Origin of the sequence: Pantoea sp. E2023-21, assembly GCF_051302795.1 — a bacterium.
In the GTDB taxonomy this organism is placed as follows: domain Bacteria; phylum Pseudomonadota; class Gammaproteobacteria; order Enterobacterales; family Enterobacteriaceae; genus Pantoea; species Pantoea ludwigii_A.
Genome location: NZ_CP195345.1, coordinates 152,325 through 165,715, shown reverse-complemented (window position 1 = coordinate 165,715; position 13,391 = coordinate 152,325). Strand labels below are relative to the sequence as shown.

Below are 13,391 nucleotides of genomic sequence, written 5' to 3'. Positions count from 1 at the left end.
GCTTACTGGCTCCAGCCCGGCTGATACAGCTTGCCGTAGAAGTCATCGAGTTTGGCGCGCACCACTGGCGAATGCTGATAGATATCAACGAACTTCGCCAGACGCGGATCGTTCTGATGACCGTCGCGGATCACGAACTGAATCACGTATTCCGGATGCTCCAGACCATCAAACAGCAGCGCGCTGTTCGGGTCGATGGTCTTCGACAGGCGCAGATAGTGCGGATAACCCTGGGCTAAATCGACTTCATCCAGCGAACGCGACAGCTGCACCGCTTCCACTTCGATAATCTTCAGATGCTTCGGATTGCTGACGATATCGTCCACGGTAGATTTAAGGCCCGCGCCCGGTTTTAAGCTAATCAGTCTGGCTTTTTGCAACAGCAGCAGGCCGCGCGCACCGTTGATGGGATCGTTGGCGATCGCCACCGTGCCGCCGTCGGGGATCTGGTCAATCGCGGTATGTTTCTTCGAATAAAGTCCGATGTTGTTGATGATCGCCGGCGCGAACGGCACCAAATGGAATCCGCCCTGCTGGTTAGCATTCTCAAGGAACGGTTTATGCTGGAATAGGTTCACATCGATATCGCCATTCTCCACGCTGACGTTCGGCGCGGTCCAGTCAGTGAACTCCACCAGCTCAACATTCAACCCTTGTTTTTTCGCCTCGGCAACCGCAGTTTCCAGCGGCGGCGCAAAGGCCGCAGTGGTGCCGACTTTCAACGGTCCGCTGTAATTTTCGGCGGCGACGGCGCTAAACGCCAGCAGTGCGACGCTGGCAGCCAGCGCAAAATGACGTGCAATTTTCATATCAGATCCCAGAGGTTAAATTAACGAAGGTTAACGCCGTCGCGCCAGCGCGCCGCCGGATGGCGATCGGGCAAGCGGTCCTGTTGTTGAAAAATTTTCTGCCGTAACGAACCGGGCTGATACGCGGTCTTGAAGCGACCGCGCTGCTGTAATTCTGGCACCACCAGATCGATGAAATCGCGGTAGCTCTGCGGATTGAGGATGCGCGTCAGGTTAAAGCCGTCGATATCGCCTTCATCGATCCACTTAATTAACGCATCCGCGACCTGGCTCGGATTACCGACGATCAGCGGATAACGACTGCCCATCGCGTGCTGCCCCAGCAAACGACGGCGCGTCCAGCCGCTGAACGCTTTGCTCACTGATTCTATGGCCCGCGTGTCGCCGGTCTGAATCGGCTCATCGAGTGCGAATGCCGCCAAATCCAGACCAATCGAGCTGGAGAAGTGTGCGATGCCCGCTTCCGGGCTGGCATAGTCGAGATAGCTTTGATGCTTTTCCTGCGCCTCGCGTTCTGTAGGCGCGACAATCACGCTGACGCCCATAAAGATGCGCAGATCGTCAGGATGGCGTCCGGCCTCCACCGCCGCCTGGCGCAGACGCGTTGATTGCTCGCGCATCGCCGCCGGTGATGCGGCATTCACAAAGCTGCACTCGGCATGACGTCCGGCGAATTGCACGCCGCGCGCCGAGGAGCCGGCCTGAAACAGCAGCGGCGTACGCTGCGGCGACGGGCTGCTCAGGTGATAACCCTGCACCTGATAAAATTCGCCCTGATGATTGATCTGATGAATTTTGTTGGCGTCGGCGTAGCGACGATTCGGCTTATCCTGCACCAGGGCGTCATCCTGCCAGCTGCCTTCCCACAGCTTATAGGTCACATCCAGGAATTCATCGGCCTGATCGTAGCGGCGGTCGTGCGCCAGCAGCTGTTGCTGGCCCATCGCACGCGCGGCGCTATCAAGATAACCGGTGACGATGTTCCAGCCGATGCGCCCTTTGGTCAGGTGATCGAGCGTGGAAAGGCGGCGCGCGAAGGGATATGGCGCTTCATAACTCAGGTTGGCGGTGACGCCAAAACCAAGATGCTGCGTAACACTGGCCATGCCGGAAATCAGCATCAGCGGATCGTTAACCGGCAGCTGAATCGACTCTTTGGCAGTCAGCCCAATCCCTTGCTGATAGACGTCATACACGCCGAGTATGTCGGCGATAAACAACCCATCAAATAACCCGCGCTCCAGCAAACGTGCCAGATCCAGCCAGTAATCGAGCGCGTTGAAATCCACCGAACGATCCTGCGGATGCGTCCACATGCCGTGATGAATGTGCCCAACACAGTTCATGTTGAAGGCGTTAAGTAGAATGTGTTTTTGGCTCATATCGTCCCCCGGCGCGGCGGCAACACGCCATTCAGCAGGTAGTTGCCGATTGCCGGATATTTCCAGCGCACCGGATCGTGCAAGGTGTGGGTGCGCGCATTGCGCCAGTGGCGATCAAAGTTGTGTTCACGCAGGCTGGAACGCGACCCACCGAGTTCAAACAGCAGATTGCTGGCTTCCAGCGACACTTCGGTGGTCCAGGCGCGCGCCTTCGCCACTTCCACCGAGGCCAGCGCGACATTTTCAGCACTGGGATCGCGCTGTGCCACGTCAACCGCGTCGCCGGCAATTGCCAGCAGCGCATCGCCCGCGCTCAGACGCGCGGCCAGGCGACCGGTACGATCGAGCGTGAGCGGATCGTCGCTGGCGCGTTCCACGCCGCTGTCCGGCCACGGTCGCGCGCGCTGGCGCAGGAAATCGAGCATGTCGTTAAACGCCGCTCGCGCGATGCCCTGATCAATAGCCGCATGCATGATCTGCGCAAACGGCCCAACGGTAGTGGGACGCTCAAACGCCGTCTGGAACGGCACCACGTCTTCCGCTGCAATCGCTACGTCGCGGAACTGCACGCTGCCGCTGCCAGTGGTGCGCTGACCAAAGCCGCTCCAGTCATCGATCACGTTGACGCCCGGTTGCTGGCGCGGCACAAACACCAGCTGTTCTTTACCGTCATCGGCAATCGCCAGCGTCGGAATACGGTCGGCATACAGCGCGCCGGTGCAGTAAAACTTATTGCCGTTGAGGCGCAAGCCTTCCGCCTGCTGGGAAACCGCAGTAGAACGCTGATGCGCGGCAGGCGAACTGAATTCCGCCAGCGCATTGCCGTGATGCACACCTTCCAGTACTTCGGCGTAGAGCCGCTGTTTCTGCGCCTCGCTGCCGTTGATGCGCAGCACTTCCAGCGCATAAAAATGGTTCTGCGGCACCTGACCAATCGACCCGTCGGCGGCGCTTAAAATCACGAAAATCTTGGCCAGTTCCGCGGTGGAAATCTCGATGCCGCCAAAGGCGTGCGGCACGGTGATGGCACCGAGTCCGGATTGAAACAGCTGCTGCAATTCAGCGTGCGGCAGTTCTCTTTCGCGGTCGCGCTGGGCAGAACCGGCACGAAAACGGTGCGCCAGTTCCTGCGCAACCTGCAATGCCTGCAGGGCATTTTTAATGCGCGTCGCGCGCTGTTTAGGCGATACCTGCGTCATGGTTGCTCCTTAAATCCAGGCATGACGCGCAGGCAGCGCATCATTGAGGTAATAGTTGCCGATGGCGTGGGTTTTCCAGCGCACCGGATCGTGCAACGTGTGGGTACGTGCATTGCGCCAGTGACGATCGAGTCCGTGGCGCAGCAGGGTGCCGCGACTGCCGCCCCATTCCAGTAGTTTCTCGCTGGCACGCAGCGCCACTTCAGTGGTCAGCACTTTGGCTTCTGCCACCGCAATCGATGCGCGTGCGCAGTTTTCGGCGGTCAGCGATTGCTGATCGATGCTGTCGAGCACACGAGCGGCACGCGTCAGCAGCGCGTTGGCGGCGCTGAGTTCGGTGCTGATGCGGCCCACATCGGCGAGGATGTAAGGATCGTCGGCATTGCGGCTGACATTGGCATCAACCCAAGGCCGCGAGCTGCTGCGCACAAACTCCAGCGCCTCATCCAGCGCGCCTTGCGCAATACCTGCATCAATCGCCGCCTGAATCAACTGTGAAACCGCACCGCGTAGCGTCGGTTTCCCGGCATCGGGCAGCGGCATCAGCAACGCCGGATCAACGACAACCTGCTGCAGTTTTACCGTACCGCTGGCGGTGGTGCGCTGACCGATACCAGACCAGTCATCAACAATCTCTACACCCGTCGCTGGCAGCGGAATAAACGCCATTTTAGGCTGCTGATCATGCATCGCGGTGGTGACCAGAATGTCGGCAAACAGCGCGCCCGTAGAGTAGAACTTCTCGCCAGTGAGCTGCACGCCCTGTGACGTTGTCACCAGTTGAGCCTGCACATCACGCGTATGTTTGGTGTTTTTTTCCGGCCCGCCGTTGCCAAGACGCTTGCCCTTCACCACCGCACTAAGTAGCTGCTGCTGTTGCGCCGCAGATCCTTCGCCGAGGATGAACTGAATCAGGCCAAAGTGGTTTTGTGGGATTTGCCCCAGCGACGGATCGCTGGCGGAGATCAGTCGAAACACCTCGGCCATGGTCTGGAAAGACAAACCTGCACCGCCAAATTCGCGCGGCACGCTGATGCTGCCAAGGCCCAATGCGGTGAATTGGTTGAGCAGCGCGATGGGGTAGATACGTTGTTGATCGCGCTCAACAGCGCCGCCTTTCGCCTGCTCGGCCAAATGGCGTGCGGCGGCGATGGCTTGTGCGTCGCTGTTTAATACCGCCGCGCGGTTAATAATCTCGTCACTGTTTTGCGTCATAGCTGATTTCACTTTTACTGCACAGCGAATAGTAAGCCTGCACTGTAAAAGCCAGCAGGCCGTGGAATGAATAACGGATTGAAAGAGATGATAATCAGCGGGGTTAAAACAAGTAAATAGCGCGGTTATGCTATATCCGGCAATGCGTTGCCATAATTAAGCTATCGATTTTTAGAGGAACAACAACAGGCTACAGGCGGCGCTGCGGGCAATTGGTGAGTATTAAAAATTGGCGAGTTATTCTTAAGATCAAATAACGCTATTGAATATTAAAAACCGCATATAGTCATTTGTAGGGTCGCCATTAATGGCGACCTTACGAAAGCCAGAGCTTATTCTATACGGTCGCCATTAATGGCGACCGTACGATGACAATACGACCGAACATCCTTTTATTATATTTGTGCAGCAAACTGTGCAGCAGCGAAACTGCGGGTGAATTCGCTTTTCGCGCTATGCGGAATCTGCACACTATCAATCAACTTCGCCAACTGATAGCTTTTCACCGTCTCATTTTGCGTAAGCTGCTGCACATAATTTGCGGTCAAATCCCCTTTCTTATTCTGCGTCACCGAGGTCTGGCTGCGCGCTTCATCATCGATCAAATGATACTTATAGTTTTGCGACGACTTCTGTTCGGTCAGTTTCGCCGCTGAGGCAGAATCCAGCGCGGTATGGAAGCTGGCCTTCAGTTTAAACAGCGTTTGCTGGGTTAAATCCTGCGTATCGCCATGGATCTGCGACGCGGTTTTTTGCGCCACGTTCAGTGAGAACGTGTCTTTCTCTTCCGGCTTGTACGGATTGCCCGAAACTGGCGTCTGCTGATACGTGGCCGAGAAGTCCGCCAGCCCGCTAATTGCGCCGTTCTTCGCCGCATTGGCATCAACCGACTTCACGCGCTGCGTATTAATACTTTCAGCCGCTTTGCCTTCGGTGGTATTGAGCGCGCGGAAGCTGTCTTTGAACAGCATTAGCATATCGCGATCGCCGTTACCGCGCGAAGCTGCCTGATCGAACTGACTGCTCCACTGATCCAGCGCCGCCGCCTGCTGCGCCGCGCTGCCCGCCTGCGTCAGTTTCGAAACATCCGTGTCGAGTTTAATGCTGACATCGCCGTTGTGGAATCCAAGCCAGCGCTCCTGATCGTCGGCATGCAGATTAAGCGACTGTGTGACGTTGTTGCCATTACGCAGATCGGTCTTCAAATCGATACTTTTTAACACTGAACTATCAAACTTCATCAGATCGCTGATATCGAGTTTGGTGGTGCTGCCATCGAGACCATCCAGCGCTTTCTGCAAGCCCGCTGACAGCTGGCCCATCGCCGCCGCCTCAACATTGCTCAGCTGGCCGCCGCTGGTTTTCAGTTCCACCACCATGCCGCCCTGTTGACGTGTCATTTGCAAACTCACCTGCACGCCGGATTGAGTAGTGATGGTCAGTGCCAGCGCACTTTGGCTGCTGCTCTGCGCGCCGTTTAGCGCTTCGGTCGCCGGAACGCTTAAGGTCACGTCGCCGCGATGACTGGCCAGATTACTCAGCAACGTGCTGCCCAAGCCGTTCATTTCGATACCGCGGGCATGCGTGGCACCGTTCAACTGCGCTTGCAGGCTGCTGGTCACCTCGACGGAACTTTTGACCTGCGCGGGCTCAATTTTGTAGATAGCGGCGATGGCATCACTCGCCTCGCTGAAGGTCACTTTGGTGGATGCTTCCGCCATCAGGGCGTTCTGCGCGGATGTGTTATTCACCGACGGCGTTACCACCGCATTCGCCGCGATTAAATTTCTCAGTACGCTGCTGCCAATCCCATTTAGCATGAAAATAATCCTCGTTATGTACTATTCCTTAGCGTTATCGGCTTATTAATGAGCAGCTTTAGGAAGGTTTACATTATTCGGTCGCCATAAATGGCGACCCTACCTGTTCAGTGCGTTGTGTAGGGTCGCCATTCATGGCGACCTTCTCACAACTTCCCTCCCAACATGTCATTTCAGACATAACATCTGTCCGCCTAAACACAGCCGCACTTCACGGAGTGACTTACGTTATTCATCAACACATCTCTCCCTCACGAGGTAAGGTCACGATGAATAACCTGCATTACAAAAGCTTGCTGGAAATTGGCCGCTTGATTCAGTCGGGCGAAATCTCTTCGGTGGAAGTCACGCAAACGCTGCTAACGCGTATCGATGCGCTTGATCGCGACTTACACAGTTACTTCTACGTGATGCACGACAGCGCATTGAAACAGGCGGCCGAAGCCGATTCTGAAATTGCTGCGGGTAAATTGCGCGGGCCGCTGCACGGCGTACCGATTGCGCTTAAAGACCTGATTTGGACCAAAGACGCGCCCACCAGCCACGGCATGATCATCCACAAAGATCGTTACCCAACCGAAGACTCCACCGTGGTGGAGCGCTTCCGCGCGGCGGGTGCGGTGATTCTCGGCAAACTGACGCAAACCGAAAGCGCCTTCGCCGATCACCATCCTGATATCACCCGTCCAAATAATCCGTGGGGCAGCGCGCTATGGACTGGCGTTTCCTCCAGCGGCTCCGGCGTCGCCACTGCCGCAGGTTTATGCTTCGGCTCAATTGGCACCGATACCGGCGGATCGATTCGTTTTCCCTCCAACGCCAACGGCCTGACCGGCATCAAACCCACGTGGGGCCGCGTCACACGTCACGGTGCCTGTGAACTGGCAGCATCACTCGATCATATCGGCCCGATGGCACGTAACGCCGCCGATGCCGCCGCCATGTTGCAGGCAATTGCCGGTCGCGATGACAAAGATCCCACCTCCAGCAGCGAGCCGGTGCCGGATTATCTGGCGCTGATGACGCGCGGCATCAGCAAGATGCGCATCGGCGTAGATAAGAGCTGGGCGCTGGAGAAAGTCGACGAGGAGACGCGTGCCGCGCTGCAATCGGCGATCGCCACCCTGAGTTCGCTCGGTGCAACGCTGGTGGACATTACCTTACCCGATACCGAAAAAGCCGCCGCCGAGTGGAGCGCACTCTGCGCCGTGGAAACTGCGCTAGCGCACGAAGAAACTTATCCGGCGCAGAAAGATCACTATGGCCCCGGTCTGGCTGGCCTGTTGGATCTCGGTCACCGCGTCAGCACGCTGGAGTATCAGCGTTTGCTGCTCAGCCGGGCGGCGCTGTCCGGCGATATCTCCGCCCTGTTCACGCAGGTTGATCTGATTCTGGCTCCGGCCACCGCCTATGCCGGATTGACCTGGGACACCATGACCCGTTTTGGTACCGATCAGGCACTATTTAACGGCGTACTGCGCTATACCAGTGCATTCGACGCCAGCGGGCATCCCACCATCACCTTGCCATGCGGCATGACTGCGAACGGCTCGCCGATTGGCTTCCAGTTGGTGGCGGCCCACTTCGCGGAGGCCACCATGATTCAGGGCGCGTGGGCGTTCCAGCAGGTCACCGACTGGCATAAACAGCATCCCGCATTATAACGCCGTCACCTTTGCCGCCTCAGCAGGCCTGAGGTGGCAATTCCCCGTTCATGGCCTGAAATTTGCTTTATCTCCTCGACTTCCGCCCTTTTTCGCCATGTTTAGGGGATGCTGATATGAAAGAGCTTTTCACTACCGATGATCTCGATAATCGTCATCGCTTCGATGCCTGGCGGGATGCGGTGTGCTCGCGTCTGATTAAAGCCGAAGCGCGCCAGATGCATACGGGCACTTTTTCCGGCAGTTTCGCTTATTCGATGCTAGGACACATGGATATTGCTCATCACGTATCGCACACCGCGCTGATGTGGCAACGCACGCCGGAGTGCATTCGCCGCCATCCCAATCACGACTTCTATCTGGGCTACGTTTGCGCCGGCAGCGGTACGCTGCGGCAGAATGGCCATCAATCGCGCGTGAGCGCCGGTGATGTGGTGATTTATGATGCTGCCACGCCGTTTGATTTTGCGATGGAAAATGTGGCGATCAATATCGTGCATCTGCCACGTCACATCATGGAGAAGGAAGCGCCCGCCACGACCACACTGGCGGGCAAAACGCTGGATGTTACGCGACCTGGCATGGCATCGCTCAAGCTGCTCCTACAGGAAGCGTTCGTCTTTAATTCCGATCGCGAGAACCCGTTTTTGGCCGAGCAGTTTGCCAACACCTTGCTGAATATGATTTCAGTGAGCGTCAATTTGCAGCATAACGAAGAGGCGCTGAAGCCGGATCTTTACTCGCGCGTGGTACGTTTTCTGCGCCATAACCTGCAGGAGCCGGAGTTATCGGTGACGCAGATTGCCAATGCGCATCATGTCTCGCCGCGCACCATCAGCCGGGTGTTTGCTGCACATGGGACCACACCGATGAACTTCCTCTGGCAGGAGCGTTTGCAAGCGTGTCACCGTTTATTGGCGGAAGGTAAAGCGCGCAATATTACGCAGGTGGCGCTGGATCATGGCTTTAGCGATATGTCGCACTTCAGCCTGGCGTTTCGTAAAGCCTTTGGCTATACGCCCAGCAGCCTGTTACGGCTGCCAGACGCCCAAACATCATGACTTTTCTAATGTGGTGATCACGCGTTCGGCGGTGTATTCCAGGCTGCTGCGCGTGTTCATCGCTTCACTCCGCATTAAGCGATAGGCACCCGATTCATCCAGCCCGAAGGTTTGCATCAGCACGCCTTTGGCCTGCGCCAACCTTTCTCCGCGCGCTTTTCGCGCCTGCTGCACCGCACGCACTCGCTGATGATGACGCACGGTGTGTAACGTGCCCATCATCTGCACAATCAAAGCAAAAGGGTTGAGCTCACGTTCGGCAATGGCACTCGGCTGGAGTTGCAGCAGCAGCGGAAACAGCCGCGCGTTGTGGCAATCCGCCAGCGCGATGACAGGAATATCCATTTCGCGCGCGCGGTTAAACAGAGGGGATAAAAATTGCTGCTGATGCACATCGATTGCCACCAGCAGCAGTTGCGTATCGGCGGGTATTGACGCCGCCGGTGGCCAGTTGTGCTGCGCGTGACAGCCCAACGGTGTCAGCGAGGCGCAAAACGCACGCACGCTCTGTGAATCAGGATGGAAAATATGCAGCCGGACACCAGAAAGCGTTGCCAGTAATGATTGTTCAGTCATGGTTCACCCTATGCGCATCCCGAATGAGGAGGCTTCACAGTAAGCGAGCGGGTGAATCAACGCTTTGCTGTCGCTGCCGGATGCTGTGTCAGGGCGGACAACGAGCCTGTGCGGTGATGCGTAAGGTCACCATAAATGGTGTAATGCTTGTCAGTTAAGAGATGAAAACCCCAACGACCTGGCGCACACATTGTAGCGGCGCAATTTATTGCGCGATAAATCGCGCCGCTACGGAATGTACGGTAATTAATACGGGGCTTAACTGATCGGCTTACACCATAAATGGTGACCTTGCGTGTAGGGTCGTCATTTATGGCGACCGTTTTTATCACCTCACACATGAAACCCCAAAAACTGCTCCGCCACGCTGGCACTCGACTGGGTTTTCGGATCGAACTTCTGCACTATCTGCCCTTTTTCAATCACATGAATTTGGTCAGACAGGGCGTATAGAAATTCAATATCCTGCTCCACCAGAATGATCGAAATATCCATCTCATGCCGTAGCCGCCGCAACGTCTCGATGATCTCCTCGCAGATATTCGGTTGAATTCCTTCCGTGGGTTCATCCAGCAGCACCAGCTGCGGTTGACCGCACAGGCAACGCGCCAATGCCAGCAGCTGCTGCTCCCCGCCCGATAGTGCACCGCCTGGCTGAGCCAGCAGGCGTTTCAGGCGCGGAAAATACTCCAGCATTTGCTCGATAATCTGTCCGGCACGGGAGAAGTGCTTCACGCAGCCCATGCGCAGATTCTCCTCCACCGTCAGCTGCGGGAAGATCTGCCGCCCTTGAGGTACAAAACCGATACCCGCCACCGCACGCTGGTGCGCCTGATAACGGGTAATATCGATGCCGTTCAGTGCGATGCTGCCTTGCCATGCCGGCAGTTCGCCCATAATGGTGCGCAGCAGCGTGGTTTTACCCATGCCGTTGCGGCCCAGTACGCCGGTGAACGACTTGGCGCCGACAAACAGTTCAGATAAATTCAGCACCGGAATCTTGTTGTAGCCCGAGACCATCTCTTTTATTTCAAGCATGTTTAATCTCCAGATTGCCGAGATACGCCTCTTTCACCAGCGGATTTTGCGTCACCGCGCGGAAGCTGCCTTCGGCCAGCACCGCGCCCTGGTTAAACACCGTCACCTGCTGCGCAATCATGCTGATGAACTCCATGTCATGTTCCACCACCACCACCGTGCTCTGCTGATTAATCGCTCTGATCAACTGCGCCGTTTTACGCACTTCCTGATGCGTCATGCCCGCCGCCGGTTCATCCAGCAGCACCAGTTGCGGCTTAGAGATCAGGATCATCCCCAGTTCCACCCACTGCCGCTGGCCATGTGCCAGTTCGGAGAGCACCGCATGTTGCAGATCAACGAGGCCGATATCCTCCAGCACCTGTTCAATTGCCGCCGGCAGCGCCGCTTTCGCCAGCTTATTCGCCGCCGCTTGCCAAAGATTTTCTCGCACGCTTAAGCCTTCAAATACGCTCGGCACCTGCGTTTTAATGCCAATCCCCAAACGCGCAATCTCCCACGGCCGCTTGCCGGAGATCACCTGTTCACGATAGCGACACTCGCCACGCGTGGGCGTCACCTGGCCACTTAGCATCTTAAAGAAGGTACTTTTGCCTGCGCCGTTGGGGCCAATCAGGCAGCGCAACTCACCTTCATATAGCGCGAAGTCCACCTCTTTTACCGCGTGCACGCCGCCGAAACTGACGCCCATCTTGCGGGTTTCCAGTAACACGTTGGTCGTCATTGTTTCACCTCACTGACCTGCGCACGGCTGGCGGGCGCGGCGGCGGGACGCTTGCGCCGCCATAAACGCTGTAACGTCGGCAGAATGCCGCCGGGGATCAGCAACACAAACACGGCCAGTATTACGCCGAGCACTAAATTGACATCCACGGTTTGCTGCGCGCCCAGCCGTGTCACCATCCACTGTAACAGCACGCAGCTGATCACCGGCCCTAGCAGCGTGCCGCGTCCACCGACAATCACCCAGATAATGATCTGCGCTGACTGGCTAATGCTGAACACGCCGGGACTGACAAACGCGCCCCAGTTGACGTACAAACAGCCCGCCAGTCCGGCAATCGCCGCGCCGATGGCAAAGGTCGCCAGCTTATGCGCCGGCACGTTGTAGCCGAGCAATCCGGCGCGCTGCTCGTTCTCACGAATCGCCACCACGGTTTTGCCAAAGCGGCTCAGCAGCACGAATTTCAGCAAGGCGTAACAGAGCGCCAGACAACCGGCGGTGACCATAAAGATCGCCTCGGGCGATAAAATGGCCTCCGGCTGGAACGGCAGGTTGAGTGTCGGCACCGAGGGAATGCCGTTAAAGCCGCCGAGCAGCGCCTCGCCAATGTGATATTCGCTCCCGGAGGTGGAGTTGACCCAGTTAAACAGCACCAGACTGACCGCCAGGGTAATTGCGCCAAGATAGACATCGCTGACGCCGCCATAAAAAATCACATAGCCGAGCAGCAGCGAGAACAGCGTTGGCAGCAGCACCGCCATCACCACCGCCCAGGTCGAATCGCCCCAGTTGATGGCGCAAATCGCATAGGTATAGGCGCCTAAACCGAAAAACGCCGCCTGACCGAAGCACAGAATGCCGCCGTAGCCCCAGATAAACGCCAGGCTGAGCGACAACAAGCCCATCACCAGAAATACCGTCAGTGACAGCAAGGTGTAGAGCTCAATTGCACCTGAGAGCCACAGCGCCACCAGCACCATCGCCAGTGAGGTGACGACAATCTGCATCTTTTCCGATAACAATTTCATTACAGCGATCTCCTGAAGAAGCGACCGGTGATGCCCTGCGGCAGCAAGCGCAGCAGCACAATGGCGCTCAGCAAGAGCGCGACTGCACCAAACACCGGCGTGGAGAAGTAAGTCACCAACTGCGAAAGGGTGCCGAACAGTGTGGAAGCAGAGAGCGTACCGGCAATGATCGCGCTGCCACCGCCAATCACCGTGATAAAGGCTTTAGCAATAAAGCTGACGCCAATCGTTGGGATCACGCCGGTTATCGGCGCTAACAGCGCGCCGCCTAAACCCGACAGCGCTGCGCCCAGGCCAAACGTCAGGCTGTAGATCTTGCCGGGATTGCTGCCGAGCGCTGCTGCCATGCGCGCATTCTGCATAGTGGCGCGCGCGCACAACCCTAAGGTGGTAAAGCGCAGCAGCAGCCACAGCGCGCCCAGCAGGCCCATCGCAAACACAATCATGAACAGCGAATAGCCGCTTGTGCTGTAGCTGCCGATATTGACGCTGGGCAGCGGCGAACTGATGCCTAAGGTGGTGTTGCCGAACAGCATGGTGGCGGCACCGATCAGCGCCAGACTCAGCCCCCATGTCGCCAGCATGGTGTCGATCATCCGCCCGTACAGGTGACGGATAATCACACGCTCAATCACCGCACCAAACACACCAACGGTAAGTGGCGCGATCACAAACATCGAGATCCACATCGGCACACCCCACTGATTGGTCGCCAGAATGGCGCTGTAGCCGCCCAGCATCATGAATTCGCCGTGCGCCATATTGACGATTTTCATCATGCCGAACACGACCGCGAGCCCGACACTCATGATCACCAGCACGGCGATGGCATTGAGCACTTCAATGGCGTAGATAATGAACAGATCCATAGCGGC

At 57.0% G+C, this 13,391-nt stretch carries 12 protein-coding genes; 2 read left to right on the top strand and 10 right to left on the bottom strand.

Going from position 1 to position 13,391, the window contains the following annotated elements:
- Positions 1-2: 2 nt before the first annotated feature.
- The 5 genes from ACRQ84_RS19755 to ACRQ84_RS19735 all read right to left on the bottom strand — a co-directional run bounded on the left by ACRQ84_RS19755 (position 3) and on the right by ACRQ84_RS19735 (position 6,425).
- Positions 3-809, bottom strand: coding sequence for a MetQ/NlpA family ABC transporter substrate-binding protein (locus ACRQ84_RS19755; RefSeq protein WP_064739919.1), 807 nt, complete (start codon positions 807-809; stop codon positions 3-5).
- Between the two features lie 20 nt (positions 810-829).
- The gene (locus tag ACRQ84_RS19750) at positions 830-2,191 is read right to left on the bottom strand and encodes an LLM class flavin-dependent oxidoreductase (protein WP_483818325.1); all 1,362 of its coding nucleotides are present in this window, start codon (positions 2,189-2,191) and stop codon (positions 830-832) included.
- Entirely contained in the window at positions 2,188-3,390 is a 1,203-nt protein-coding gene (locus tag ACRQ84_RS19745; RefSeq protein ID WP_483818324.1) for an SfnB family sulfur acquisition oxidoreductase, read from the bottom strand. Before ACRQ84_RS19745 ends, ACRQ84_RS19750 begins: the two co-directional genes overlap by 4 nt.
- 9 nt (positions 3,391-3,399) lie before the next feature.
- Positions 3,400-4,605, bottom strand: coding sequence for an SfnB family sulfur acquisition oxidoreductase (locus ACRQ84_RS19740; protein WP_483818323.1), 1,206 nt, complete (start codon positions 4,603-4,605; stop codon positions 3,400-3,402).
- A gap of 395 nt (positions 4,606-5,000) precedes the next feature.
- A complete protein-coding gene (locus ACRQ84_RS19735) occupies positions 5,001-6,425 on the bottom strand; it encodes a hypothetical protein (RefSeq protein ID WP_483818322.1) in 1,425 nt (474 codons plus the stop codon).
- 269 nt (positions 6,426-6,694) lie between these two features.
- On the opposite strand from ACRQ84_RS19735, the gene ACRQ84_RS19730 reads away from it, so the two are divergent.
- Positions 6,695-8,089, top strand: coding sequence for an amidase (locus ACRQ84_RS19730; RefSeq protein ID WP_483818321.1), 1,395 nt, complete (start codon positions 6,695-6,697; stop codon positions 8,087-8,089).
- Positions 8,090-8,205: 116 nt separating this feature from the next.
- Complete coding sequence (locus ACRQ84_RS19725) at positions 8,206-9,150, top strand: helix-turn-helix domain-containing protein (RefSeq protein ID WP_483818320.1); 945 nt, start codon at positions 8,206-8,208, stop codon at positions 9,148-9,150.
- Here ACRQ84_RS19725 and ACRQ84_RS19720 read toward each other — a convergent pair.
- The 5 genes from ACRQ84_RS19720 to ACRQ84_RS19700 form a co-directional block, all read right to left on the bottom strand.
- Positions 9,145-9,726 carry an ANTAR domain-containing response regulator gene (locus tag ACRQ84_RS19720; protein ID WP_483818319.1) on the bottom strand — a complete coding sequence of 194 codons (582 nt, stop codon included), beginning with the start codon at positions 9,724-9,726 and terminating at the stop codon, positions 9,145-9,147. The two genes, ACRQ84_RS19725 and ACRQ84_RS19720, sit on opposite strands and share 6 nt — an antisense overlap.
- 333 nt (positions 9,727-10,059) lie before the next feature.
- Positions 10,060-10,764 carry an ABC transporter ATP-binding protein gene (locus tag ACRQ84_RS19715; protein WP_064739911.1) on the bottom strand — a complete coding sequence of 235 codons (705 nt, stop codon included), beginning with the start codon at positions 10,762-10,764 and terminating at the stop codon, positions 10,060-10,062.
- Entirely contained in the window at positions 10,757-11,488 is a 732-nt protein-coding gene (locus ACRQ84_RS19710; RefSeq protein ID WP_483818318.1) for an ATP-binding cassette domain-containing protein, read from the bottom strand. The genes ACRQ84_RS19715 and ACRQ84_RS19710 overlap by 8 nt, the downstream gene beginning before the upstream one ends.
- Complete coding sequence (locus ACRQ84_RS19705; RefSeq protein ID WP_483818317.1) at positions 11,485-12,516, bottom strand: branched-chain amino acid ABC transporter permease; 1,032 nt, start codon at positions 12,514-12,516, stop codon at positions 11,485-11,487. The genes ACRQ84_RS19710 and ACRQ84_RS19705 overlap by 4 nt, the downstream gene beginning before the upstream one ends.
- Positions 12,516-13,385, bottom strand: coding sequence for a branched-chain amino acid ABC transporter permease (locus tag ACRQ84_RS19700; RefSeq protein ID WP_483818316.1), 870 nt, complete (start codon positions 13,383-13,385; stop codon positions 12,516-12,518). Before ACRQ84_RS19700 ends, ACRQ84_RS19705 begins: the two co-directional genes overlap by 1 nt.
- Between the last annotated feature and the right edge of the window lie 6 nt (positions 13,386-13,391).

What these genes read in the sequence shown, in the direction of transcription:
- ACRQ84_RS19755 (WP_064739919.1), bottom strand. Translation starts at nt 809, where the DNA reads ATGAAAATTGCACGTCATTTTGCGCTGGCTGCCAGCGTCGCACTGCTG.
- ACRQ84_RS19750 (WP_483818325.1), bottom strand. Translation starts at nt 2,191, where the DNA reads ATGAGCCAAAAACACATTCTACTTAACGCCTTCAACATGAACTGTGTT.
- ACRQ84_RS19745 (WP_483818324.1), bottom strand. Translation starts at nt 3,390, where the DNA reads ATGACGCAGGTATCGCCTAAACAGCGCGCGACGCGCATTAAAAATGCC.
- ACRQ84_RS19740 (WP_483818323.1), bottom strand. Translation starts at nt 4,605, where the DNA reads ATGACGCAAAACAGTGACGAGATTATTAACCGCGCGGCGGTATTAAAC.
- ACRQ84_RS19735 (WP_483818322.1), bottom strand. Translation starts at nt 6,425, where the DNA reads ATGCTAAATGGGATTGGCAGCAGCGTACTGAGAAATTTAATCGCGGCG.
- ACRQ84_RS19730 (WP_483818321.1), top strand. Translation starts at nt 6,695, where the DNA reads ATGAATAACCTGCATTACAAAAGCTTGCTGGAAATTGGCCGCTTGATT.
- ACRQ84_RS19725 (WP_483818320.1), top strand. Translation starts at nt 8,206, where the DNA reads ATGAAAGAGCTTTTCACTACCGATGATCTCGATAATCGTCATCGCTTC.
- ACRQ84_RS19720 (WP_483818319.1), bottom strand. Translation starts at nt 9,726, where the DNA reads ATGACTGAACAATCATTACTGGCAACGCTTTCTGGTGTCCGGCTGCAT.
- ACRQ84_RS19715 (WP_064739911.1), bottom strand. Translation starts at nt 10,764, where the DNA reads ATGCTTGAAATAAAAGAGATGGTCTCGGGCTACAACAAGATTCCGGTG.
- ACRQ84_RS19710 (WP_483818318.1), bottom strand. Translation starts at nt 11,488, where the DNA reads ATGACGACCAACGTGTTACTGGAAACCCGCAAGATGGGCGTCAGTTTC.
- ACRQ84_RS19705 (WP_483818317.1), bottom strand. Translation starts at nt 12,516, where the DNA reads ATGAAATTGTTATCGGAAAAGATGCAGATTGTCGTCACCTCACTGGCG.
- ACRQ84_RS19700 (WP_483818316.1), bottom strand. Translation starts at nt 13,385, where the DNA reads ATGGATCTGTTCATTATCTACGCCATTGAAGTGCTCAATGCCATCGCC.